This is a genomic window from Ancylobacter defluvii (genome assembly GCF_018390605.1).
Lineage (GTDB): Bacteria > Pseudomonadota > Alphaproteobacteria > Rhizobiales > Xanthobacteraceae > Ancylobacter > Ancylobacter defluvii.
Genome location: NZ_JAHBGD010000028.1, coordinates 15,946 through 39,820 on the forward strand (window position 1 = coordinate 15,946; position 23,875 = coordinate 39,820).

21 protein-coding genes are annotated in these 23,875 nt (G+C 70.3%); 16 read left to right on the top strand and 5 right to left on the bottom strand.

Going from position 1 to position 23,875, the window contains the following annotated elements; translation table 11 throughout:
* Positions 1 to 291: 291 nt before the first annotated feature.
* Together KHC24_RS23475 and KHC24_RS23480 are read right to left on the bottom strand one after the other, a co-directional pair.
* Positions 292 to 960, bottom strand: a complete 669-nt coding sequence (locus KHC24_RS23475; RefSeq protein ID WP_213366621.1) for a GNAT family N-acetyltransferase — start codon at positions 958 to 960, stop codon at positions 292 to 294.
* A 261-nt stretch (positions 961 to 1,221) separates the two neighbouring features.
* On the bottom strand, positions 1,222 to 2,352 hold the full coding sequence (locus tag KHC24_RS23480; protein ID WP_213366623.1) for a type III PLP-dependent enzyme: 1,131 nt from the start codon (positions 2,350 to 2,352) through the stop codon (positions 1,222 to 1,224).
* Positions 2,353 to 2,990: 638 nt separating this feature from the next.
* Between KHC24_RS23480 and KHC24_RS23485 the strand changes: the two genes are divergently transcribed.
* The gene (locus KHC24_RS23485; RefSeq protein WP_213366625.1) at positions 2,991 to 3,413 is read left to right on the top strand and encodes an SRPBCC family protein; all 423 of its coding nucleotides are present in this window, start codon (positions 2,991 to 2,993) and stop codon (positions 3,411 to 3,413) included.
* A 127-nt stretch (positions 3,414 to 3,540) separates the two neighbouring features.
* On the opposite strand, the gene KHC24_RS23490 is transcribed toward KHC24_RS23485, so the two are convergent.
* Complete coding sequence (locus KHC24_RS23490) at positions 3,541 to 3,780, bottom strand: hypothetical protein (protein ID WP_213366627.1); 240 nt, start codon at positions 3,778 to 3,780, stop codon at positions 3,541 to 3,543.
* Between the two features lie 135 nt (positions 3,781 to 3,915).
* Between KHC24_RS23490 and KHC24_RS23495 the strand changes: the two genes are divergently transcribed.
* From KHC24_RS23495 to KHC24_RS23525, 7 genes are all read left to right on the top strand, one after another.
* Positions 3,916 to 5,523 (top strand): gamma-glutamyltransferase family protein, encoded by a 1,608-nt coding sequence (locus KHC24_RS23495; protein WP_213366629.1) that lies wholly within the window; start codon positions 3,916 to 3,918, stop codon positions 5,521 to 5,523.
* Positions 5,524 to 5,600: 77 nt separating this feature from the next.
* Positions 5,601 to 6,740, top strand: a complete 1,140-nt coding sequence (locus KHC24_RS23500; RefSeq protein ID WP_213366631.1) for an alpha-D-ribose 1-methylphosphonate 5-triphosphate diphosphatase — start codon at positions 5,601 to 5,603, stop codon at positions 6,738 to 6,740.
* A 41-nt stretch (positions 6,741 to 6,781) separates the two neighbouring features.
* On the top strand, positions 6,782 to 7,624 hold the full coding sequence (locus KHC24_RS23505; RefSeq protein ID WP_213366633.1) for a DUF1045 domain-containing protein: 843 nt from the start codon (positions 6,782 to 6,784) through the stop codon (positions 7,622 to 7,624).
* 3 nt (positions 7,625 to 7,627) lie between these two features.
* On the top strand, positions 7,628 to 8,254 hold the full coding sequence (locus KHC24_RS23510; protein ID WP_213366635.1) for a DapH/DapD/GlmU-related protein: 627 nt from the start codon (positions 7,628 to 7,630) through the stop codon (positions 8,252 to 8,254).
* Positions 8,255 to 8,367: 113 nt separating this feature from the next.
* On the top strand, positions 8,368 to 9,345 hold the full coding sequence (gene sppA / locus KHC24_RS23515) for a signal peptide peptidase SppA (RefSeq protein ID WP_213366637.1): 978 nt from the start codon (positions 8,368 to 8,370) through the stop codon (positions 9,343 to 9,345).
* Between the two features lie 86 nt (positions 9,346 to 9,431).
* Positions 9,432 to 9,725 carry an integration host factor subunit beta gene (ihfB, locus tag KHC24_RS23520; RefSeq protein ID WP_213353364.1) on the top strand — a complete coding sequence of 98 codons (294 nt, stop codon included), beginning with the start codon at positions 9,432 to 9,434 and terminating at the stop codon, positions 9,723 to 9,725.
* Between the two features lie 29 nt (positions 9,726 to 9,754).
* A complete protein-coding gene (locus tag KHC24_RS23525) occupies positions 9,755 to 10,138 on the top strand; it encodes a lipopolysaccharide assembly protein LapA domain-containing protein (RefSeq protein WP_213366639.1) in 384 nt (127 codons plus the stop codon).
* Between the two features lie 278 nt (positions 10,139 to 10,416).
* Here KHC24_RS23525 and KHC24_RS23530 read toward each other — a convergent pair whose 3' ends face one another.
* Positions 10,417 to 10,833, bottom strand: coding sequence for an Ohr family peroxiredoxin (locus KHC24_RS23530; protein WP_213366640.1), 417 nt, complete (start codon positions 10,831 to 10,833; stop codon positions 10,417 to 10,419).
* 372 nt (positions 10,834 to 11,205) lie between these two features.
* On the opposite strand from KHC24_RS23530, the gene KHC24_RS23535 reads away from it, so the two are divergent.
* The 8 genes from KHC24_RS23535 to KHC24_RS23570 all read left to right on the top strand — a co-directional run bounded on the left by KHC24_RS23535 (position 11,206) and on the right by KHC24_RS23570 (position 22,167).
* Positions 11,206 to 12,108 carry a TIGR01459 family HAD-type hydrolase gene (locus KHC24_RS23535; protein WP_213366642.1) on the top strand — a complete coding sequence of 301 codons (903 nt, stop codon included), beginning with the start codon at positions 11,206 to 11,208 and terminating at the stop codon, positions 12,106 to 12,108.
* A 201-nt stretch (positions 12,109 to 12,309) separates the two neighbouring features.
* The gene (locus tag KHC24_RS23540) at positions 12,310 to 13,275 is read left to right on the top strand and encodes a bifunctional riboflavin kinase/FAD synthetase (RefSeq protein WP_213366644.1); all 966 of its coding nucleotides are present in this window, start codon (positions 12,310 to 12,312) and stop codon (positions 13,273 to 13,275) included.
* Between the two features lie 77 nt (positions 13,276 to 13,352).
* A complete protein-coding gene (ileS, locus tag KHC24_RS23545; protein WP_213366646.1) occupies positions 13,353 to 16,415 on the top strand; it encodes an isoleucine--tRNA ligase in 3,063 nt (1,020 codons plus the stop codon).
* Positions 16,412 to 16,909 (top strand): signal peptidase II, encoded by a 498-nt coding sequence (gene lspA / locus KHC24_RS23550; protein WP_213366648.1) that lies wholly within the window; start codon positions 16,412 to 16,414, stop codon positions 16,907 to 16,909. Before ileS ends, lspA begins: the two co-directional genes overlap by 4 nt.
* Positions 16,910 to 16,981: 72 nt before the next feature.
* The gene (locus tag KHC24_RS23555; protein WP_213366650.1) at positions 16,982 to 17,671 is read left to right on the top strand and encodes a hypothetical protein; all 690 of its coding nucleotides are present in this window, start codon (positions 16,982 to 16,984) and stop codon (positions 17,669 to 17,671) included.
* 343 nt (positions 17,672 to 18,014) lie between these two features.
* Positions 18,015 to 19,379: a M16 family metallopeptidase gene (locus tag KHC24_RS23560; protein WP_213366652.1), complete on the top strand. Its 1,365-nt coding sequence runs from the start codon at positions 18,015 to 18,017 to the stop codon at positions 19,377 to 19,379.
* A gap of 38 nt (positions 19,380 to 19,417) precedes the next feature.
* Positions 19,418 to 20,806, top strand: coding sequence for a M16 family metallopeptidase (locus tag KHC24_RS23565; RefSeq protein WP_246547658.1), 1,389 nt, complete (start codon positions 19,418 to 19,420; stop codon positions 20,804 to 20,806).
* A 275-nt stretch (positions 20,807 to 21,081) separates the two neighbouring features.
* Positions 21,082 to 22,167 (top strand): hypothetical protein, encoded by a 1,086-nt coding sequence (locus KHC24_RS23570; RefSeq protein ID WP_213366653.1) that lies wholly within the window; start codon positions 21,082 to 21,084, stop codon positions 22,165 to 22,167.
* A gap of 167 nt (positions 22,168 to 22,334) precedes the next feature.
* Here KHC24_RS23570 and KHC24_RS23575 read toward each other — a convergent pair whose 3' ends face one another.
* On the bottom strand, positions 22,335 to 23,720 hold the full coding sequence (locus KHC24_RS23575) for a DUF3422 family protein (RefSeq protein ID WP_213366655.1): 1,386 nt from the start codon (positions 23,718 to 23,720) through the stop codon (positions 22,335 to 22,337).
* Positions 23,721 to 23,875: the final 155 nt, after the last annotated feature.

Here is a 23,875-nt window from a genome sequence, read left to right on the forward strand (position 1 = left end):
TTAGGTGGGGGCACCATGGTGGGGCGGGGATGCAACGTCAATAGCGACGCCGCCCAGGGTGGGGCAAGCCTGCCGCGCCGGTGATGACGCGCGCGTGACGTCGCGGCGAAAGGCGGCGGACGCCGCCCCGGGGGACCGCATGCGAACGGTCTGCGCACCGGGGCGGCGCCGGAGCATGTTCCGCGCCGGCCGCGCCACGAAGGCCCGGCCGTCGGAACATGCGTCAACCCGTCGAACCGAAAGCGCCTCCCTGCCGGTCGGACCTTAGTCCGAGGGGAAGGCGCTCATGCCTCACGCCGAGCGCTTGAGCGCGGCGGGCACGGATTCGCGGGCGATCAGCTCGCTGAGGCTGGGGGCGGCGAGGAAATCGCCGGTGGGGCTGACGAGGCCGCGCGCGCCCTTCAGCGCGCCGGACCGCAGCTCCAGGCCGAGGAAACGCGCGCGCTCGAAGGCGCCGGGCAGCCACAACCCATCGGTGAGCCCGCGCTCGAAGCCGAAGCGGGCGTAATAAGGCGCGTCGCCGACCAGCAGGATGGCGCCATGGCCGAGGCGGGTCGCCTCGTTGATGGCGGTGACCATCATCGCCTTGCCGAGGCCGCGGTCGCGGAACCACGGATGCACCGCCAGCGGGCCGAGCAGCAGCGCCGGCCGCGCCGGGCCCGCCGTGACGTGCCACATCCTGAGCGTGCCGACCACCCGGCCATCGGCGCCATGGGCGGCGAAGGCGAGGCCGTCCGCCGGCATGCGGCCCTCGCGCAGGCGCTCGCTCGTCTTGGCCAGACGCGCGGCGCGGCCGAAGGCGAGGTCGAGCAGCGCCTCGCGCTGGGCAATGTCGGCCGCGCGCTCCAGCGAGATCGCCGGCGCGGGACCGGCGAAATCGACCGGCGCGGGGGCGGCGGCGTTGACCAGAGCGGACTGGACCAGAGCAGCGTGGGCGAGATCGGCGACGGCACGTTCCATGACGGCCTCCAACACCCGGACCACCGGGCAAAAGAGGTGAAAAGGAATTGTGAAAGGCCCGGTGCGGCGGGATGGTTCCGCTGCGGCGGCGCGAGGACCGCCCGACACGACGCCCCGGGATGACGCCCGGAGAGCTCCGTTCCGCCGCGCCGGCATGCCGCGCAGCAGCGTTGCCACCGCCGAAGCGGCGGCCGCGGGGAGCGTCCCGAACCAGGTGTTTTCCGGTTCGGGCCTTCGAAGGTGAGCCGGCTTGCGCCCGGCTCAGATCACATATGAGCGCAGCGGGTCGAAGCCGTTGAACGCCACCGCCGAATAGGTGGTGGTGTAGGCGCCGGTGGCCTCGATCAGCACCTTGTCGCCGATGGCGAGCGAGATCGGCAGCTCGATCGGGGTCTTCTCGTAGAGCACGTCGGCCGAATCGCAGGTCGGGCCGGCCAGCACGCAGGGCTCGGTCGCCTCGCCGTCCCGCGCGGTGCGGATCGGGTAGCGGATCGCCTCGTCCATCGTCTCGGCGAGGCCGCCGAACTTGCCGATGTCGAGATAGACCCAGCGCATGGTGTCGGTGTCGGCCTTCTTCGAGATCAGCACCACCTCGGCTTCGATCAGGCCGGCGGCGCCGACCATGCCGCGGCCCGGCTCGATGATGGTCTGCGGGATGGCGTTGCCGAAGTGCCGCGACAAAGCGCGGAAGATCGCCTCGCCATAGGCCTCGGCGGCCGGCACGTCCTGCAGGTACTTAGCCGGGAAGCCGCCGCCGAGATTGACCAGCGACAAGGTGAAGCCGCGCTCGGCGCACTCGGCGAAGATCTTCGAGGCGGACGCGAGAGCGGCGTCCCAGGCCTCGACGTTCTTCTGCTGCGAGCCGACATGGAACGAGACGCCATACGCCTCGAGGCCGAGGCGATGGGCGTGCTCCAGCACGTCGACCGCCATTTCCGGCTCGCAGCCGAACTTGCGCGACAGCGGCCATTCGGCGCCGGCGCCGTCGCACAGGATGCGGCAGAACACCTTGGCGCCGGCGGCGGCGCGGGCGACCTTCTCGACTTCCGCCTGGCAATCGACCGAGAACAGGCGCACGCCCAATTCGAAGGCACGGGCGATGTCGCGCTCCTTCTTGATGGTGTTGCCATAGGAGACGCGGTCCGGCGTGGCGCCGGCGGCGAGCGCCATCTCGATCTCGGCGACCGAGGCGCAATCGAAGCAGGAGCCCAGCTCGGCGAGCAGGGAAAGGATTTCCGGCGCCGGGTTGGCCTTCACCGCATAGAAGACACGGGTGTCCGGCAACGCATGGGCGAAGGCGCCGTAATTGGCGCGCACGACGTCGAGATCGACGACGACGCAGGGACCATCCTCTCGTCGATTGCGGAGGAACTCGCGAATACGGTCGGTCATGGCGCTCTCCCACTGACCCGAAGCTGCGACCCGTGGAGACGATCCCTCGCCCGCGCGGCGCCAATGTGCCGCGTCGGTGGCGAGAATGCGCCTCCGTTCGCCGTCCGCACGGTTTTTGCCGCTTGGCCGGAAGAAGTGGAGCCGTGGCAGCGATGCGTTCGGCGCGCATGTGGAGAGCGCGACCGTTCGATCGATGCCTTCGCTTGGTACGGGAAACCCGACCGCACGCCCGGCAAGAAGTAGTGCCTCTTCAGTTTCCCGACCTTTGGAGGGCCGACAGAGACCAAAAAAGCCCGCTACGTCGTTGCTTCAAGTCACGTTCCCAGCTGAGAGCTGAGTGCGCCGGTTTCGCCTCCGGCTACCGATCTTCCTGGCGACTTTCCGGCCTCTTGTCCGGACTTCCGCCGACCGGCACGCGACCACAGGCACGTGCGAATATTGGGCGAGGGGTGATGTAGGGACATTCGCCGTCACATGCAAGCGGGTTTTTGCAGGAATTTGCCACCCCGCCGAACCATGGCCGAATCGACAGCCGCGGCGGAGCTCTGCCCGACAGGCCGCTCCCGGCCGGAGCCGGTGCTTGTCAGGGGCGGGGGAGTGTGTTCTGTTTTCGTTCCAGTTCGGTCGAGGAGGCGGCGATGGCGGTTCAGCCCGCTCTGCATATCGGCATCGGCATTGCGCGGCCCTATGAGAAGGTGCGGGCGTATCTTTGCGAGCCGGCGAATTTTCCGGCGTGGGCGGAAGGGCTCGGCAAAGGATTCGCGCCGCTCGGCGGCACCGACTGGCAGGTGGAGACGCCGCTCGGGCCGATGCGGGTGCGTTTCACGCCGCCGAACCAGCATGGCGTGCTCGACCACACGCTGATCCCCGAGAACGGCGCGCCGATGTACAACCCGATGCGGGTGGTCGCCAATGGCGACGGCAGCGAGGTGGTGTTCAGCCTGTTCCGGCGCCCGGGCGTAAGCGAGGCGGCGTTCGCCGCCGATGCCGACTGGGTGCGCCGCGATCTCGCGCGGCTGAAGGCGCTGCTGGAAACAGGGCCGGCGCCGGATCGCGGGTGAGGGCGGCCGAGCGTTCCCAGGCCATTGCGGCGCGTGCCGGCCCGGCCGTCGGGAACGATGGCCGGGTGGGGGATCTCGCGTCGCCGGCGCGCTGCGACGGGAGGCAGGGTGCGCCGCCGGAGGGCGCTCAGCCCTCGACGAAGGGCTCGACGCTCTTGGCCTTCATGATGAAGCGGTAGATGCCGTAGGTGGCGAGCAGGCCGAAGGCGACCTCGAAGATCAGCTCGGTCACCCAGCCGGCATTGAACAGCGCCGCCACCGCCCAGCCGGCGGCGAGGCCGGCGCCGATGAGCTCGGCTCCCAGCAGAATGGCGGCGCTCACCACCGTGCTGACATGGTCCCAGCGGATGCGACGGCCCGTGCTCATCAGTCTTCCTAGCCTTGGCTTCTTGCCTTAATCGACGGCGCGCAACCTGCTATGCCCGGCCGCGCCGGTCAAGTCGCCGCACGCGAGCGTGATTCGGCGCCGCGCGGGAGGTTGGGGGCACGGGAGGTCGGGGACATGGATCGCTTCACCGCACATGAGAGCCGCCACGGCGGCCGCGGCGTGATCGCCACGCCGCACCGGCTGGCCTCGCTCGCCGGCCGCGCGGTGCTGGAAGAGGGCGGCAACGCCGTCGAGGCCATGCTCGCCGCCGCCGCCGCCATCGCGGTGGTCTATCCTCATATGAACCAGATGGGCGGCGACGGCTTCTGGCTGATCCGCGGCCCGTCCGGCCGGGTGGCCTATATCGAGGCGGCCGGGTTCGCCGGCGCCCGGGCGACGCGGGCCTTCTACCGCGATGCCGGCCATGACGCCGTGCCCGCGCGCGGCCCGCTCGCCGCGCTCACCGTGCCCGGACAGGTCGGCGGCTGGATGCTGGCGCTGGAGATGGCGCGGGGGCTGGGCGGAAAGATGCCGCTGAAGCGGCTGTTGGAGAGCGCGATCGCCCATGCGCGCGAAGGCACGCCGGTCTCGGCCTCGCAGGCGCGGCTGACGACCGAGAAGCTCGGCGAGCTGAAGGACGTGCCGGGCTTCGCCGGCGCCTATCTCGCCGAGGGCAAGCCGCCGGAGGCGGGGACGCTGCAGCGCGCCGGGCGGCTCGCCGACACGCTGGAGCATCTCGCCGGCGCCGGCCTCGACGATTATTACCGCGGCGATGTCGGGCGCGAGCTCGCCGCCGATCTCGAGCGCGTCGGCTCGCCGGTGACCCGCGCCGACCTTCAGGCCTATCGCGCCGTCGAGCGCAAGCCGCTGGCCGCGACCTTGCGCGGGATGAAGCTGTGGGGATCGCAGCCGCCGACGCAGGGGCTGGCCAGCCTGATGATCCTCGGCATCTTCGAGCGGCTGGGCGTTGTCGAGCCCGAGGGCTTCGCCCATGTCCACGGTCTGGTCGAGGCGACCAAGCGCGCCTTCCTGGTCCGCGACAAGGTGGTGACCGACTATGCGCGCCTGACCGCCGATCCGGCCTCCTTCCTCACCCCGGCGACGCTGGAGCGCGAGGCGGCGGCGATCGACGGGCGCCGCGCCCTGCCCTGGCCGCAAAAGGCCGCACGCGGCGACACCGTGTGGCTGGGCGCCACCGACAAGAGCGGCGTCTCGGTCTCCTACATCCAGTCGATCTACTGGGAGTTCGGTTCCGGCGTCGTCTCGCCGGCGACCGGCGTGCTGTTGCAGAATCGCGGCGCCTCCTTCTCGCTCGACCCCAAGGCGGTGAACCCGCTGGAGCCGGGGAGGCGGCCCTTCCACACGCTCAACCCCTGCATGGCCGAGCTGGCGGACGGGCGCGTGGTCGCCTTCGGTTGCATGGGTGGCGAAGGCCAGCCGCAGAGCAATGCGGCGGTGATGAGCCGCTACGGGATGTTCGGCGTGCCGCTCGGCCAGGCGGTGGCGCGGCCGCGCTGGCTGCTCGGGCGCACCTGGGGCGACGACACCATCGGGCTCCGGGTCGAGGGCGCCTTCGATTCGCGCGTCGCCGACGACCTGTCGCGCGCCGGCCATGAGCTGAGCGTGCTGCCGGAGGCCTATAGCGACACGATGGGCCATGCCGGGGCGGTGGTATGGCACCCGAAGGGGAATGTCGAAGGCACGCACGATCCGCGTTCCGACGGCGACGCCGAGGCGGTGTGAGTCGAGAAAGGCCGGCGCGGCAACGGTTTCGCGCGGGTTCATCGAATGGTCACGGCAACATGCGAGACGCGCGGCCCATGGAAACGATTCTCACCAATGCCCGAATCGTCCTCGATGACGCCGTCGTCGCGGGCACGCTGGTCGTGGAACGCGGCGACATCCGCGCCGTCGACGAGGGGCGCTCGCATCTCGCCCAGGCGATCGACTGCGCCGGCGCCTATCTGGCGCCCGGCCTGATCGACCTGCACACCGATGCGCTGGAAAGCCATTTCGTGCCGCGCCCGAAGGTGATCTGGCCGGATGCCCGCGCCGCGGCGCTGGCGCATGACGCGCAAATGGCCGGCTCCGGCGTCACCACCGTCTACGACGCCATCTGCGCCGGCGGCTTCGACCAATCCAAGGCCGACCGCCGGGCGCTCTACACGGTGATGCTCGACGCCGTCGACGAGGGCACGGCGCGCGGCATGTTCCGCGTCGAGCACCGGCTGCACCTGCGCTGCGAACTCACCGACCCGACGCTGGAAGAGCTGGTGGCGCAGGCCTCGGGCCGGCCGACGCTGGCGCTGGCCTCGCTGATGGACCACACGCCCGGCGCCCGGCAGTGGCGCAATGTCGAACACCTCAAGACCTATCTCTCCGGCATCGGCAAGACCGCCGAGGAGATGGACCGCGAGCTCAATGAGCGCGCCGCGCGCGGACGGGCGGCGGTGCCGGGCAATTTCGCCAAGATGGTCGGGCTGTTCGCCGGCTCCGGCATCGTGCTGGCGAGCCATGACGACACCACGCCCGAGCATGTCGCCGACGCCAAGGCGGCGGGCTGCACCATTTCCGAATTCCCCACCACGCCGGAAGCGGCGAAGGCGGCGCGGCAGGCGGGCCTCGCCACCATTGGCGGGGCGCCGAACGCGGTGCGCGGCGGCTCGCATTCCGGCGGCGTCTCGATGCGGGTGCTGGCGGCGCAGGGGCTGATCGACGCGCTCGCCTCCGACTATGTGCCGGCGAGCCTGTTGCAGGCGGCGCTGGCGCTGACCCGCGATCCCGGCCTGACGCTGCCGGCGGCGCTGGCGCTGGTGACCTCGCGGCCGGCGGCGCTGGCCGGGCTGGCCGACCGCGGCCGGCTGGCGTCGGGGCTGCGGGCCGATGTGCTGGCCTTTCATGTGATCGACGACACGCCGGTGGTGCGGGAGGTCTTCCTCGCCGGCCGGCGCATCTTCTGAACGACGGGACTTCGCGCGCGAAGCTGTTCTCGGGAGGACGCATGACGACGATACTTGGTGATGCGCGGCCGCATGATTTCCGGCTGAGCGATTTCCGGCCGGCCGACGCGCCGTCCATCGACCTCAAGGCCGCCGCCGAGGCCGACCCGCGCCCGGCCGAGGCCCGGCCGGCCGACCGGCGCTATGCGATCTATTTCGCGCCGCCGGCCAAGAGCCCGCTGTGGCGCTTCGGCTCCTCGGTGATCGGCTACGACGCCGAGAGCGGGCGCGAATTGCCGCAGCCGTCCCTGTCGCGTTTCGCGCCGGAGCGCTGGCGCGACATCACCTCCGAGCCGCGCCGCTACGGCTTCCACGGCACGCTGAAGGCGCCGTTCCGCCTGGCGCCGGACAAGGACGAGGCGAGCCTGCGCGCGGTGTGCGCCCGCTTCGCCGCCGACCGGGCGAGCTTCGCCTGCGCCGGGGTGATGCTGGCCTCCATCGGCCGCTTCTTCGCGCTGAAGACGGTATCGACCTGTTCGGCGCTGAACCGGCTTGCCGCCGGCGCGGTGGCGGCCTTCGACGATTTCCGCGCCCCGATGACCGAGGCCGAGCGCGAGCGCCGGCTGCGGGCGCCGCTGACCGAGCGGCAGAAGGATTATCTGGCGCGCTGGGGCTATCCCTATGTGCTGGACGATTTCCGCTTTCACATGACGCTGACCGGCCCGCTCGACGACGACGCCGACCGCGCGGCGGCGGCGGAGGAACTGGCCGAGCTGTTCGCGCGGAGCGGGGCGGACGGGCCGCTGATCGTCGGCGGCATCGCGCTGTACCGCCAGGAGGCGCGGCAGGACGGCGCCGGCGGCGAGCGCTTCCGGCTGATCGAACGCTTCAGCTTCGGGAGCTGAGGCGTGACCCAGCCGCCCACCCGGCTCGGGCCGGAGCCCGTCATCGATGCCAGCGCCGAGCTCAACGCCTCGACGCTCGGCCGCTACACCGAGGTCGGCGAGCGCACGCGGCTGGTCGAGGTCGAGCTCGGCGACTATTCCTACGTGGTGAACGACAGCGACATCGCCTACACCACCATCGGCAAGTTCACCTCCATCGCCGCGATGACCCGCATCAATCCCGGCAACCACCCGATGGAACGGGCCAGCCAGTCGCACTTCACCTATCGCGCCGGCGATTATTTCGCCGGCGAATCCAACGAGGCGAGCTTCTTCGACCGCCGCCGCGCCCAATGGGTGACGATCGGCCATGACGTCTGGATCGGCCACGGCGCCATCGTGCTGCCGGGCCGCCGCATCGGCGACGGCGCGGTGGTGGCGGCCGGGGCGGTCGTCACCAAGGACGTGGCGCCCTACAGCATCGTCGGCGGCAATCCGGCGCGACCGATCCGCGCGCGCTTTCCCGCCGCAATTGGCGAAAGGCTGCAGGCGCTCGGCTGGTGGCACTGGGAGCATGCGCGGCTTCAGGCCGCGCTCGCCGATTTCCGCGCGCTGCCGGTCGAGGCCTTCCTGGAGAAGCACGGCGGCTGAACGCCGCGCCGTGGCCGTATGGCCTCCGGCGCGGCGACCTGACAGCCTTGCGCCCGCCACGCTTGGGCTCTACGTCAGGGGCTCGGCTTTGAAGACGGAGCGGCCCGGAACCGATGCTCGGCACTGCAATGGACGTCGATTCCCTGCTGGAGCGCCGGCGGCTGCGCCGCAAGCTCACCTTCTGGCGCGTGGCGCTGCTGCTGGTCATCGCCGGCGCCGCGGCGCTGGCGGCGGTGTGGTGGACCGATGGCGGCTTCACCCCGCGCTCGGCGCCGCACGTGGCGCGGGTGTCCATCGGCGGCATCATCCGCAACGACCGTGAGCGGCTGGAGATGTTCGACGACATCGCCCGCTCCGGCGCCCGCGCGGTGATCATCGCCATCGATTCGCCCGGCGGCACCGTGGTCGGCTCGCAGCAGCTCTATGACGGGCTGCGGCGGCTGGCGGAGAAGCTGCCTGTGGTGGCGGTGGTCGACGGCATGGCGGCGTCGGGCGCCTATATCGCCGCCATGGGCGCCGATCACATCGTGGCGCCGCGCAACGCCATGGTCGGCTCGATCGGCGTGATCTTCCAGTACCCGAACTTCACCGATCTGATGAAGACCGTGGGCGTCGCCTACGAGACCATCAAGTCGAGCCCGCTCAAGGCGGTGCCGAACGGCTTCGAGCCGACCAGCCTCGAGGCGCGGGCGGCGGTGATGTCGCTGGTGACCGACAGCTATGACTGGTTCCGCGGCCTGGTCGCCGAGCGGCGGACCATCGCCGGCGAAAAGCTTGACCTCGTCGCCGACGGCCGGGTGTTCACCGCGCATCAGGGCCTGCCGCTGAACCTCGTCGACGAACTCGGCGACGAGCGCACAGCGCGGGCCTACCTCGCCCGCGAGCGCGACGTGGCCGAAAGCCTGCCGGTGCGCGTCTGGCGTACCGGGCGCTCCGGCGAGGAATTCGGCTGGCTGCGGGCGGCGGGGGTGCGGCTGATGTCGCTGTTCGGGCTCGGGGACGTGGCCTCGGTGCTGATCGGCCCGGCTTTCGACGCCGCGACTCAGTCTCGCCTTGACGGTCTGTTGGCCCTCTGGCACCCTCGCGATTAAGCTTTCGGGGGGAGCCAACAGTTTCGAGAATAAAGTGTTTTCGGATTTACGACGAGCCGAAGACGAACTAAGGGGCCGGGGCGTCGATGATCAAGTCGGAACTAGTCCAGCGTATCGCGGAAGCCAATCCGCATCTCTATCAGCGCGACGTCGAGAATATCGTGAATGCGATACTCGACGAGATCGTCGGAGCTCTTGCCCGCGGAGACCGGGTGGAGCTGCGCGGCTTCGGTGCCTTCTCGGTGAAGGCGCGGCCGGCGCGCACCGGGCGCAACCCGCGCACCGGCGCCCATGTGGCGGTCGACGGCAAGGCGGTGCCGTATTTCAAGACCGGCAAGGAGATGCGCGAACGCCTGAATGGCGGGGTGGATCTCGAATAGCCGGACGTGCCAAGCAGGAGTGTCAAGGCGTGCTGCGTCGCATCCTATCGATCGTGCTGATCCTGCCGATCTCCATCGGCCTCATCATGCTGGCGGTGGCCAACCGCCATCCGGTGGCGCTGGTGCTCGATCCCTTTGCCGGCGTCCTGTCGGTGGATCTGCCGCTGTTCGTGGTGGTGCTGGCAAGCCTCATCATCGGCGTGGCGCTGGGCGGGGTCACGGTGTGGCTGCGGCAGGGACGCTATCGCCGGGCGGCGCGCAGCGCCGGCCGCGATGCGCGCCGGGCCAATGCGCAGGTGGATAATTTGCGCGCCGCGATGTCGGAGCGGGCGCCGCGCGGGCCGATGGCGCCGGGCGGCGGCATGGGGCCGATCGCCCCGGTGGCCCTGCCGGGCCGGCGCGACGCGGCATAAGCGCCGCGCCTTCCGGCACGACGCGAGGCGCACAGCCGGAGCGCGACCTGATGCCGGGTGACGGCGCGGCTCGGCTCTGCGGCTCACGGCTGTTCAGCAATGAGGAATTAAGGCGTTCGCCCGGCCGCGCCGGCATGCGATAGCGCTCGCGCGCGAGGTCAGCATCGCGATGAGGCGCGCGGCGTCGTATTGTTTCATCCAGCAAATGGCCGCGACGGACGACGTCATGCCCGGCACAGGCCGGGGCATGACGCTTCTGCCGGTGCGGAGGCCGCCGGTCACTCGACGGCGAGTTCGACCGGAATGTTGCCGCGCGTCGCCTTGGAGTACGGGCACATCTGGTGCGCGGCCTCGATCACCTCCTGCGCTTGCTCCTTTGAGAGCGCCGGCGCCTTCAGGGTGAGCTTCACCGCCAGGCTGAAGCCGCTGTCGCTCTTCTGCAGCGAGGCGGCCACCGTGACCGAGGCGTCGGAAACGTCGAGCTTCTTCTGGCCGCCGACCGCTTCCACCGCCGAGCCGAAGCAGGCGGCATAGCCGGTGGCGAACAGATGCTCGGGCGTGGTCTTGCCGGGCTCCAGCACGCCGTTCTTCGGCATGCCGAGATCGACGGAGACCGAGCCGTCGCTGGTGGCGGAATGGCCGTGGCGGCCGCCCTTGGCGGTGGCGGTGCCGGTGAAGAGCGTGGTCGCGGTCATGAAAAATGCTCCTTGGCGCTTTCAGATGTTGCCGATCATCGACGGGCGCCATGAAGATAGGGCGACGGTGCCGCCCGGCAACGTCGATGGTCGCCGTTCCGCCTTCGCACGCGTGCGAAGCCGACAGTCCCGCTACCCGTCCCGCGGCGTTGTCGCAAAGCCGGAGGGCCGTGGCCGGGCGGCACAGGCAGCCGCGCCGCGAACGGGGCGGGAGCCTGCCATGCCGGGGGCGGCCTTGTGCCGTGGCGGCGGACATGGCAGTTGGACCCGTGGGTTCCGCCGTTCCCGCATCGTTGCCGGCGTGATCCTTGCCGGCGTTATCGTTGCCGCCTTCCGCCCTGCACGCTCCCAGCCGACGAGGTCGCCTTGCCCATGTCGTCTACGTCCACGCCGCTCCCCTCCGCCGCTGTGCCGCCGATTCCCGTCCTGCCCTTCGCCGAGCTGGCGCCGCGCTACGACGTGATCCTGTGCGACGTCTGGGGGGTGCTGCACAACGGCGCCAATGCCTTTGCCGCGGCCTCGGACGCATTGACGCGGGCACGCGCGGCTGGCCGCACGGTGATCCTGGTCTCCAACGCCCCGCGGCCGAACGCCGATGTCGGCATCATCCTCGACCGCTTCGGGGTGCCGCGCACCGCCTATGACGCCATCGTCACCTCCGGCGACGTCACCACCGGCCTGCTGCGCCAGGGCGGCATCGGCAAGGTCTGGCATCTGGGACCGGAGCGCGACCTCGGCATCTACCAGGGCGCCGGCGTCGAACTGGTAGCGATGGAAGCGTGCGAGCGGGTGGTCTGCACCGGCCTGTTCGACGACACCACCGAGACACCCGATACCTATCGCGACACGCTGGCGGCGATGCACACGCGCGGGCTCACCATGATCTGCGCCAATCCCGATATCGTGGTGGAGCGCGGCGGCGAGCTGATCTGGTGCGCCGGCGCGCTCGCCGAGGCCTATCAGCAGATCGGCGGCGCGGCGATCTGGTGCGGCAAGCCGCACCGCCCGATCTACGAGGCGGCGTTCGCCAAGGCGGTGGAGCTGCGTGGCGTGCCGGCCGAGCCCGGCCGCGTGCTCGCCATCGGCGACGCGTTGCGCACCGATCTCGCCGGCGCGCTCGGGGTCGGCATCGACTGCCTGTTCATCGCCGGCGGCATCCATGCCGGCGAGCTCGGGCTGGAGCGCTCGGGCACCATCGACCCGCGCGCACTCGCCCGGCTGATCGAGGACGGGCCCGGCCGGCCGGTCGCCGCCGCGCCGCAGCTGGTCTGGTAGCGTCCCGCACGCCAAGCCGCTCGCGTCACGCCGCTCACGCCGAGCCAAGGCGCAGCCTGTCGAACTGATAGCTTATTCGTATCGGCCGGCCGGTTTCGCGGGGCGCGGAAAGCGGCTAGGGGTTTGCCGGGTTGACGCGCCGGCTGCGCATCCGCAGTTTTGCGCGCGATCCGTTACGCAGGTTCCGACGGTGTTGCCCCGATGAGTGCTTCCCCCGCTTCCCGACCCTTCATCGTGCTGCGCGGCGGCGACGCCGTGCCGGCGTCCCTCGCCGATCCGGTGGTGGCGATCGGCAATTTCGACGGCGTGCATCGCGGCCACCGGGCGGTGATCGGCGCGGCGGTGCGGCGGGCGCATGCCGCCGGCAAGCCGGCGCTGGCACTGACCTTCGAGCCGCATCCGCGCGCCTATTTTCGCCCCAACGAGCCGATGTTCCGCCTCACCCCGGAACCGCTGAAGCTTGCCATGCTCGCGGCCACCGGGCTCGACGGCGCGGCGGTGCTCGCCTTCGACGCGCTGCTGGCGGCAAAGGACGCCGAGAGCTTCGTCACCGAGATCCTGGTCGAATGGCTGGGGGTGGGCTGCGTGGTGGCCGGCTTCGACTTCCATTTCGGCCGCGCCCGCGGCGGCTCGCCGGCCTTCCTGCGCGAGGCCGGCGCGCGCCATGGCTTCGCGGTGGAGATCGTGCCGCCGCTGCTCGACGACGGCGCGCAGATTTCCTCCAGCGCCATCCGCGCGGCGCTGGCGCAGGGCCGGGTCGAGCAGGCCGCCCACATGCTGGGGGCGCCGTTCACCGTCGAGGCCGAGGTGATCCATGGCGACAAGCGCGGCCGCGAACTCGGCTACCCCACCGCCAATATGCGGCTGGATCCTGCCACCGAGCTTGCGCATGGCATTTACGCGGTGAGCGTGGAGATCGACGGGGTGGAGCGGCCGGCGGTGGCGAGCTTCGGCCGGCGGCCGACCTTCGACGACGGCGCGCCGCGGCTGGAGACCTTCGTCTTCGACTGGTCGGGCGACCTCTATGGCCGGCGGCTGAAGGTGGCGTTCCACGCCTATCTCCGGCCGGAGCTGAAGTTCGCCGGCATCGAGCCGCTGATCACCCAGATGGACGAGGACAGCCGCCGGGCGCGGGCGATCCTCGGTGCCCGGCTCAGTGAGGGCTGACGCGCCGACCCCTTCAAACCCTTGCACGGCCTCGCCGCTGCGCTTACACCGTGCCCGATAGCGTAGGGAGCCGGTCAATGACGAACCGAAACAGCGATGGTCGCGAGCCGAAGACCCCCGATACCGAGGGTGGCGAGGCGCACGACTATTCGGCGACGCTGTTCCTGCCGCAGACCGAATTCCCGATGCGCGCCGGCCTGCCGCAGCGCGAGCCGGAATTCCTCGCCCGCTGGGAACAGATCGGCCTCTACCAGCGCCAGCGCGAGGCCGGCGCGGGCAAGCCGCGCTTCGTGCTGCATGACGGCCCGCCCTATGCCAATGGCAACATCCATATCGGCCACGCGCTCAACAAGATCCTGAAGGACGTGGTGGTGCGCTCGCAGGGCGCGCTCGGCCACGACTCGAATTATGTGCCGGGCTGGGACTGCCACGGCCTGCCGATCGAGTGGAAGATCGAGGAGCAGTACCGCGCCAAGGGCCGCAACAAGGACGAGGTGCCGGTCGTCGAGTTCCGCCAGGAATGCCGCGCCTTCGCCCAGGGCTGGATCGACGTACAGCGCGCCGAGTTCAAGCGGCTCGGCGTCGGCGGCGACTGGGACCATCCCTATGTGACGATGAGCTTCGACGCCGAGGCGCAGATCGCCCGCGAAATCATGAAGTTCGCCGCCAACGGTCTGCTCTATCGCGGCTCCAAGCCGGTGATGTGGTCGGTGGTCGAGCGCACCGCGCTGGCCGAGGCGGAGGTCGAGTATCACGACCACCAGTCGACCACGATCTTCGTGAAGTTCCCGGTCACCGGCTATCGCAAGAGCGCGGCGACCGCCGGCGGCCTGCCCAAGGGGCTCGACCCGGCCGCCGCCGCCGCCGACATCCACTTGTTCCCGTCCTATGAGGGCGCCTCCGTCGTCATCTGGACGACGACGCCCTGGACCATCCCCGGCAACCGCGCCATCGCCTTCGCCGAGAACGTCACCTATGCCGTCTACGAGGTGACCGAGGCGGCGGCCGACAACTGGGCCAAGGTCGGCGAGCATTTCATCATCGCCGACAAGCTGGCGGCCGACGTGTTCAAGGCCGCGCGCGTCACCGGCTATGAGCGCCATAAAGAGGTGGACCCGACCCATCTGGTCTGCGCGCATCCGCTCGCCGGCGTTGCCGGCACCAAGGGCTATTTCGACTTCGCCGTGCCGGTGGTGGCCGGCGATTTCGTCACCGACGACACCGGCACCGGCTTCGTGCATATCGCTCCCGGCCACGGCGCCGACGACTTCAACCTCTATGTCGCCGAGCGCCTCGGCGAGGTGCCGCATACCGTCGGGCCGGACGGGCGCTATTACGATCATGTGCCGCTGTTCGCCGGCCATCGGGTGATGGACGACAAGGGCAAGGACGGCGATGCCAACGACGCCGTCATCAAGGCGCTGATGGCGGCCGACCGGATCATCGCCCGCGGCCGGCTGAAGCATCAGTACCCGCATAGCTGGCGCTCCAAGGCGCCGATCATCTTCCGCAACACGCCGCAATGGTTCATCGCGATGGACAAGGACATCGCGGCGGCGGACGGCTCCTCGACGGTCGGCGACACGCTGCGGGCGCGGGCGCTCGGCGGCATTGCCGGCGTCGACTGGGTGCCGGCCTCGGGCCAGAACCGCATCAACGGCATGATCGAGAACCGCCCGGACTGGGTGGTGTCGCGCCAGCGCGCCTGGGGCGTGCCGATCGCGGTGTTCGTGAAGGACAAGGGCGATGGCACCGTCGAAATCCTGCACGACGACGCGGTGAATGCGCGCATCGCCGAGGCCTTCGCCACCGAAGGGGCGGACGCCTGGTACAAGGAGGGCGCCGCGCAGCGTTTCCTCGGCACCGATTACAGCGCCAATGAATGGCACAAGGTCGACGACATCCTCGACGTCTGGTTCGATTCGGGCTCCACGCATGCCTTCACGCTGGAGGTGCGCGAGGACCTGAAGGTCGACCGCGCCTTCAATGGCGGGCCGGACCGGGTGATGTATCTCGAAGGATCGGACCAGCATCGCGGCTGGTTCCACTCCTCGCTGCTGGAGAGCTGCGGCACCCGCGCGCGGCCGCCTTATGACGTGGTGCTGACCCACGGCTTCGTGCTCGACGAGCAGGGCCGCAAGATGTCGAAGTCGATCGGCAACGTCGTGGCTCCGCAGGAGGTGATCAAGGCCTCCGGCGCCGACATATTGCGCCTGTGGGTGTGCGCTTCCGACTATTCCGACGATCTGCGCATCGGGGCGGAGATCCTCAAGACCACGGTCGAGACCTATCGCAAGCTGCGCAACACGCTGCGCTGGCTGCTCGGCTCGCTGCACCATTACCGCGAGAGCGAGCGCATCGCCTATGCCGACATGCCGGCGCTGGAGCGCATGGTGCTGCACCGGCTGGCCGAACTCGACAAGGTGGTGCGCGAATCCTACGCCAGCTTCGACTTCAAGCGGGTGAACGCGGCGCTGACCCAGTTCATGACCGCCGAGCTGTCGGCGTTCTATTTCGACGTGCGCAAGGACGCGCTCTATTGCGACCCGATCTCCTCGGTGACGCGCCGCGCCTGCCTGACCGTGCTCGACGAGGTGTTCCGCCGGCTGGTGATCTGGCTGGCGCCGATCCTGCCGTTCACCGCGGAGGAGACCTGGCTGGCGCGGTTCCCGTCCGCCGACGGCTCGGTGCATCTGGAGACCTTCCCCGACACCCCGGCGAAGTGGCGCGACGAGACGCTGGCCGACGAATGGCGCAAGATCCGCCTCGTCCGCCGCGTGGTGCTCGGCGCGCTGGAGCTGGAGCGCGCCGCCAAGCGCATCGGCTCCAGCCTGGAGGCGGCGCCGGTCATCCATGTCTCGGATCCGAACCTGTTCGCGGCGGTGAGCGCGGTCGACCTCGCCGAGGTGTGCATCACCTCCGACGCGCATCTGATGCCGGACGAGGGGCCGAAGGACGCCTTCCGCCTCGACGACGTGCCGGGCGTCAGCGTGGTGCCGTCGCGGGCGGAGGGGCATAAATGCGCCCGCTCGTGGAAGATCTCGCCGCTGGTCGGCACCGATCCGGACTATCCGGATGTCACCCCGCGCGACGCCCAGGCGCTGCGCGAGCGCGCGAGCGCCCGGCGGGCCGCCGAATGAGGCTGAGCCTCACCGGCCCGTTCACCGGGCTCGGCGCGCGCTTCGCGCTGCTGGCGCTGGTCGTCGACCAGGCGTCGAAGCTGGCGGTGCTGCACGGCGTCGATTTCGGCGACGACGGCAAGGTGACGGTGCTGCCGTTCTTCGACCTGGTACGGGCGTGGAACACCGGCATCAGCTACGGCATGTTCTCCGGCGGCGCCGATGGCTGGTGGCTGCTCGGCGGGCTGAAAATCGCTGCCGCGGTGCTGTTCTGGTTCTGGCTGGCGCGCACCGGGCGGCGCATCGAGGCGATCGCTCTCGGGCTTTTGATCGGCGGGGCGCTGGGCAATGCCATCGACCGCGTGGCCTATGGTGCGGTGTTCGACTTCATTTCGCTGCACGCCTTGGGCTTCTACTGGTACGTCTTCAATCTGTCGGACGTCGCCATTGTTGCCGGCGTGGCCTTGCTTTTGTATGACTCCTTCTTCGGCGGCGCCGTAAAAACGCCGTCCTGAGGTGAAAACTGCGTTCGAGCCCTGCGTGTCCGACCTTCCTGCGTCGGCCGCAGGCCGGCAGGAGACGACCGGATGACGACATCGACCTTTGCGCCGCGCCATTTCCTCGCGCGCGGTCTTGCCATCGCCGCGTTCGCGTCGGGCCTGATGGCCCTGACGCTGTTCAGTGCCGCACCCGCCGCCGCCCAGGAAGACAATTTCACCGAGCAGGTGCTGACCAGCCTCGGCCTGGTGGCGCCGCAGGGTCCCGAGATCGATTATCGCGAGCGCGCGCCCATCGTGGTGCCGCCGTCGGGCGACGTGCTGCCGCCGCCGCGCGACGGCGCCGCCATCACCCAGAACCCGGCCTGGCCGAAGGACTATGACGACGAGCGCAAGAAGAAGGAGGCGGCGGCAGCGGCGAAGGTGAAGGTCTTCACCAACGACAACGCCCAGACCCGTGCGCTCGGCCCGGCCGAGATGGCCAGCACCCGCACCAACATTCCTTCCAACAACCGGGCCCAGGGTCGCAACGCCGCGGCGCGCGAGGATTGGCTGAAGCCTACCGGCTACGGCCTGTTCAGCCTCGGCCAGAAGCAGGAAGAGAAGCCGATGGTGTTTGCCGGGGAGCCGGAGCGCCAGTCGCTCACCGAACCGCCGCCGGGCTTCCAGACCCCGGCTCCCGGCGCCGCCTTCGGCGTGGTCGCCGACCGGCCGGAGGACAAGGCCTGGAACCCGCTGAGCTGGTTCGATCAGACCCAGCGCAACAAGGACCGCAACTGAGCGCGTCTTCTTCAAGGCCGGCGATTGCCGGCCTTTCGCTTTCAGTGCCTGTCGCTTTGATGGCCTTCGCTTTCGGGCCATGCGCGGCGTGTTCACGGGGGATTGAAGCCGCCGGCGGTCCAGCCGCGGCTGGTTCCGTGCCACCCTTACGCCGATTTAATCAACCAGAGCATGTTCTTGTCGCCGAACTCGTGCGACGGTCGCGGAACGTGCTCAGGGCACGCCCGATGCGCTGCCGCCTGTCGGACTCGCCGCGCGGGGACTCTTGCCGCGTGGGGATGCGCCGGCGGCGCGGCGTGCCCATATGACCCAACCGGATGCCGCTATGTCGACTGGAAAGCTCATGCCCGCTCTGTTGCTTGCCGCCGCCACCGGGGCCGCGGCCCTTGCCGCCCCCCGCCCCGCCGATGCCGCCGACGTGGCGCAGTACACGCTCGACAACGGCATGCAGGTGGTGGTGGTGCCCGATCATCGTGCCCCGGTGGTCACCCATATGGTGTGGTACCGCGTCGGCTCGGCCGACGAGCAGCCCGGCAAGTCCGGCATCGCGCATTTCCTCGAGCACCTGATGTTCAAGGGCACGGCCAGCCACCCGGCCGGCGAGTTCTCGCAGGTGGTGTCGAAGATCGGCGGGCAGGAGAACGCCTTCACCTCCAACGACTACACCGCCTATTTCCAGCGCGTCGCCAAGGAGCACCTGAAGACGGTGATGGGCTTCGAGGCCGACCGCATGACCGGGCTGGTGCTCACCGACGAGGTGGTGCTGCCCGAGCGCGACGTGGTGCTGGAAGAGCGCCGCATGCGCACCGACAACGACCCCGGCTCGCAGCTCTCGGAAGCGGCGCAGGCGGCGATGTACACCAACCACCCCTACGGCCATCCGATCATCGGCTGGGAAGACGAGATCCGTCAGCTCAACCGCGAGGACGCGCTCGCCTTCTACAAGCGCTTCTACACGCCGAACAATGCCATCCTGGTGGTGGCCGGCGACGTCGAGCCGGAAGCGGTGAGGGCGCTGGCGCAGGAGACCTACGGCAAGGTCGCCCGCCGCGCCGAGACCGCCGAGCGCGAGCGCCCGAAGGAGCCGATCCCGCGCGCCGAGCGCCGCCTGGTGCTGGCGGATGCCCGCGTCGGCCAGCCCAGCCTGTCGCGTGCCTATCTGGTGCCGGCCTATCGCAACGAGAAGAAGGACAGCGTGGCGCTCGACGTGCTGGCGCAGATTCTCGGCGGCGGCTCGACCGGCCGGCTCTACCGCGAGCTGGTGGTGGCGCAGGGCCTCGCCGCCGGTGCCGGCGCCTGGTACCAGAGCACGGCGCTGGACGACACCCGCTTCGGGGTGTCCGCCTCGCCGCGCCCGGATGTCGACATGGCCAGGCTGGAGGCGGCGCTGGACGCGGTGATCGCCAAGCTGGCCGCCGACGGGCCGGAGGCCGGCGAGCTGGAGCGCGCCAAGACCCGGCTGGTCGCCGAAGCGATCTATGCCCAGGACAACCAGGCGACGCTGGCGCGCATCTACGGCGCCGCGCTTGCCACCGGCACCACCGTCGAGGACGTGAAGAACTGGCCCGACGAGGTGAAGCAGGTGACCGCCGACGAGGTGAAGGAGGTGGCGCGGCGCTATCTCGTTCCCGCGCGGGCGGTGACCAGCCAGCTGCTGCCGGCGCGCGACGCTAGCGCGGCACCGGCCGCGCCGGAGAAGCGCTCGTGAGCCGCTTGATGAGCGCCTTGTCGAGCGGCTTCGCCGCCATGCATCCCTCTGCCCGTAACCTCGCCGCAGGCCTTATCGCCATGACCGCCCTCGTTTCCCTCGCCCCGACCTCGCCCGCCCAGTCGCAGACCACCCGCATCCAGAAGGTGGTGAGCCCCGGCGGCATCGAAGCCTGGCTGGTCCACGACACCACCCTGCCGCTGGTGGCGATGGAGATCGCCTTCGTCGGCGGCGGCGCCCAGGACCCCGCCGGCAAGCCGGGCGTCGCCAGCCTCGCCGCCTCGCTGCTTGACGAAGGTGCCGGCGATCTCGATGCCCGCGCCTTCCAGGACGCGATGGCGGAGAAGGCGATCGAGGTGCACTTCGACGCCTCGCGCGACATGGTCGGCGGCTCGCTGCGCACCTTGTCGGAGAATGTCGAGCCTGCCTTCGAGCTGATGCGGCTCGCAGTGACCGCGCCGCGCTTCGATGACGAGGCGGTGGAGCGCATCCGCCAGGGCCAGCTCGCCAATCTGCGCCGTCGCGCCAACGACCCCTCGACCCAGGCCAGCCTCGCCTGGTCGGCGCGCGCCTTCCCGAACCACCCCTATGGCCGCCCGCTGTCCGGCACGCTGGAGAGCGTGCCCGCCATCACCCGCGGCGATCTGGCCGGCTTCGCCAAGCGCACGCTCGCCCGCGACAATCTCAAGATCGCGGTGGTGGGCGACATCACCCCGGAGGCGCTCGGCCCGGCGCTGGACAAGATGTTCGGCGCCCTGCCGGCCAAGGCCGAGCTGACGCCGGTGCCCGACGTGGTGCCGCAGGGCCTCGGCGCGGTGGAGGTGAAGACGCTCGACGTGCCGCAGACCTCGATGGTGTTCGGCGGCATCGGGCTGAAGCGCAACGATCCCGATTTCATCCCCGCCTTCGTGCTCAACCACATGCTGGGCGGCTCGGCCTTCTCCTCGCGGCTGTTCCGGGAGGTGCGCGAGAAGCGCGGCCTCGCCTATTCGGTCTACAGCCATCTCGCCCCGCTCGACCATGCCGGGCTGATCCTCGGCGGCACCGCCACCAAGAACGAGCGCGCCGGCGAGACGGTGGATCTGATCCGCGCCGAATATATGAAGCTGTTGACCGACGGCCCGAGTGAGGAAGAGCTCGCCGACGCCAAGAGCTATCTGATCGGCTCGTTTGCGCTGCGCTTCGACAGCTCCGCCAAGGTGGCCTCGCAGCTGCTGCAGATCCAGATCGACGATCTCGGCATCGACTATATCGACCGCCGCAACGAACTGGTGGCGGCGGTGAGCCTCGACGACATCAAGCGCGTCGCCGGCCGGTTCCGCGAGAATCCGGCGCTGCTGTTCAGCCTGGTCGGCAAGCCCGAAGGCCTCGCCGCCGCCGGTGCCACCCCGGCCAACGGCGCCGCCAGCGGCAACTCGGGCGGCTGAACGCATCCTCCCCTGTTCCCCCCGGCGGCGATGCTTTGCTATAAGAGCCGCCGCCCCGGAGTGCCACCGATCGCGCCATGCTGTGCGATCTGTGGAAAAGTGCTCTGGATTCAATGAACTGGGGCATGTTCTCGCCGCAAAGGCCGTTCAGCCTTCGCCGAACATGCATTCAAGGGATCGGCGGATGACGTGGATGAGCGCAAAGCCGCGCCGTAACGGCGTCGTTTCGCGCGTTGGGGATGGGCGTCATGCCGCGAGGAATGGGGAACGTGCCTATGCGTGAAGGCGTTTTCGGCATCGGGGGGATGACCGGTTCGGCACGCCGCTTGATCATGGTTCCGGCACTCGGCCTGTTGCTGGCGGGGTGCGCCGGCGGCCTCGGCGGCGGCGGCAATGAAGGACCGATGGGCGGCGGCAATACCGATGGCCAGGGCGGCTTCGGCTCGACCATGGAAACCACCACCGTCGCGCCGACCGCCGGCGCGTCTTCCGGGCCGACCGCGGTGGGCCGGGCAGCTCCCGCCGCGCCGGCGCTGCCGGCACCGGTGACCGCCGTTACCGGCTCCCGCTCCTCCAGCCAGACCGTGGTTGCCGGTGACGGCGGCCTCGGGGCCAATTCCACCACCGGCGTCAATCCCGACGACTATACCTGCCCCGGCGTGCAGGTGCGCGGCGGCGCGGCCACCTGGCAGGTCACCGACGGCGCCGAGGGCGGCATACGCTACCAGGCCAATCTCGGCACCTTCTCGCGCGAGTGCCATTTCGCCCGTCCGGACATGAACATGCGCGTCGGCATCCAGGGCCGGGTGCTGCTCGGCGCCAAGGGCGGTCCCGGCCGGGTGACGGTGCCGCTGCGTCTCGCCGTGGTTGAGGAAGGGCCGACGCCGAAGCCGATCTGGACCAAGCTCTATACGGTGCCGGTGGAGATCGGCCAGGGGGTGATGCAGGTCGATTTCGGCCTCGTCGCCGACGATGTGACCTTCCCGCTGCCGACCCCGGAGGCGCTTGAGCGTTACGTCGTCTATGTCGGCTTCGATTCGCAGGCCGGCGCGGCCGAGGCGCGGCGCACCACCCGCCCGCGTCCGGCGGCGCAGTCCCGGCCGGCGCAGGAGCCGGCACAGCCGCGTCCGGCGCGGACCACGCCGCCGGCCAGCGCGCCCGCGGCGGCCGCCACGGCACCGGTGCAGGCCACCCCTGCCGCTCCGGTTCGGGCCGCTCCCGCGACCCCCGCGCCGGCGGCCTCGGCGCCGATGAGCGGCGCGCCGGAGACCAGCACCGCGCCGGCGGCCTCGTCGTCGGCCAGCGGAAACAACCAGTGGATCGGTGCTCCGGCGCCTTCCACCGGCGGCTTCTCGCAATAGGCGGGGGCCGTCTCCGGCCCTCGTTGCATCCGGTTTTCAATAGGATCGAGGCCCGTCGCGGGTGACTGCGGCGGGCCTCGGCTTTTCCGGAGTGGGCTTACGCGGCCGACTTTGGTGGCCACCTGGGCGGCCACCCGGGTGCCGGGGCGCGGGCGCGAGGCGGCGCGCTAGATCTCGTCGAAATGGCCCCGGCGGATGCGCCGCACCACCATCCAGATCGCCAGCACTACGAAAGGCACGGCGAGCGCGGTGGCGATGCCGACGTCGTAATGCAGGCCGGCGTGCTCGGCGGCGGCGTGCAGCCCTTCTAGGGCGTAATGCAGCAGACTGATCACGTAATAGGAGATCGCCGCCACCGACAGCCCCTCGACGGTCTGCTGCAGGCGCAGCTGCATGCGGGCGCGCTTGTTCATCGAGGAGAGCAGGTCGCGGTTCTGCTGCTCCAGCTCGACATCGACGCGGGTGCGCAGCAGGTTGGCGGCGCTGGTGAGCTTCAGCGACAGATTGGCCTGGCGCTGCTCGGTGCTCTGGCAGGTGCGCATCGCCGGCAGCAGGCGGCGGGCGAGGAATTGCTGCCAGGTTGGGAAGCCGGCGATCGGCCGCTCGCCGATGGTGCGCAGCCGCAGGCCGACGATCTCGTCATAGGCGCGGCTGGCGCCGAAGCGGAACAGCGAGGCGGCGGCATCCGCCTCCACCTCGGCGGCGAGCGAGGTGAGCTCGTCAAGCAGCTTGTGGTTGGCGGCCAGCCCCTGGCTGTCCTTCATCTCGGTGGTGAGGGCGCGCAGCCGCTCCTCGATGCGCGCCACTCCCGGGGCGATGCGCATCGCCTCCGGCAGCCCGAGCAAGGCGAGGGTGCGGTAGGTCTCGATCTCCAGCACCCGCTGGATCAGGGCGCCGGCGGCGTCGGGCGTCATGCCGCGGTCGCGCACCAGGATGCGCACGAAGCCGGAGACGTCGGGCTGGAAATCGGTGGCGATCTCGGCGAAGCCGTCCTCGACATCGGAGCGGGCAAGGCTGGAGCGGTCGAACAGCCGGTCGAGGGGCAGCGAATCGGCGGTGTCGGTGGTCAGATGCAGGTCGACCGCCACCAGCAGCAGGCCGGGTTGCGGGATCTGCGCCAGCGACGCCATCAGGCTCGCCGAGGAGGGATGGAACGGCAGGCCGCCGGTGACGATGTCCTCGGCCGGCAGCTCCCAGCTATAGGTGGTGAATTCGGCATGGCGCTCCCAGCGCACATTCACCCCGCCAAAGGCGGCGTGGTGCTGCTTGGCCTGGCGCGACGGCACCGGCTGGCCGCGCGCGGCGCACAGCGCGGCGAAGGCGTCGCGGTCGGCGGAAGCCTCCTCGCGATTGACCAGGAAGGCGAGATGCAGCAGCCGCGCCGGCGTCGAGACCGGCACGAAGGGGCGCGCGTGCAGTTCGGCCAGCACCCCGGCGCGCAGCGGATGATCGCGGAACGGCGTGAGCCCGAGCGGCGCCGGCGGCAGCGGCGCGGCGGCCGCATTGGCGGAAGCGCCGGATGCATCGGCACCGGATGCGGTGACATCGGGCATGGCGGGCCTCCCTGGCGCGCCGCGGCATGGCGGCGCGGTCGCGGAACTTTACACCGTGCGCAGCGGTTGCACGGTGAGGACGGCAAGGCAAGGCCGATACGGCGCGGCGGCGTGCGAAACCGCGTCGCGCCGGGCGGAGTTGTGGTGCATTTGCA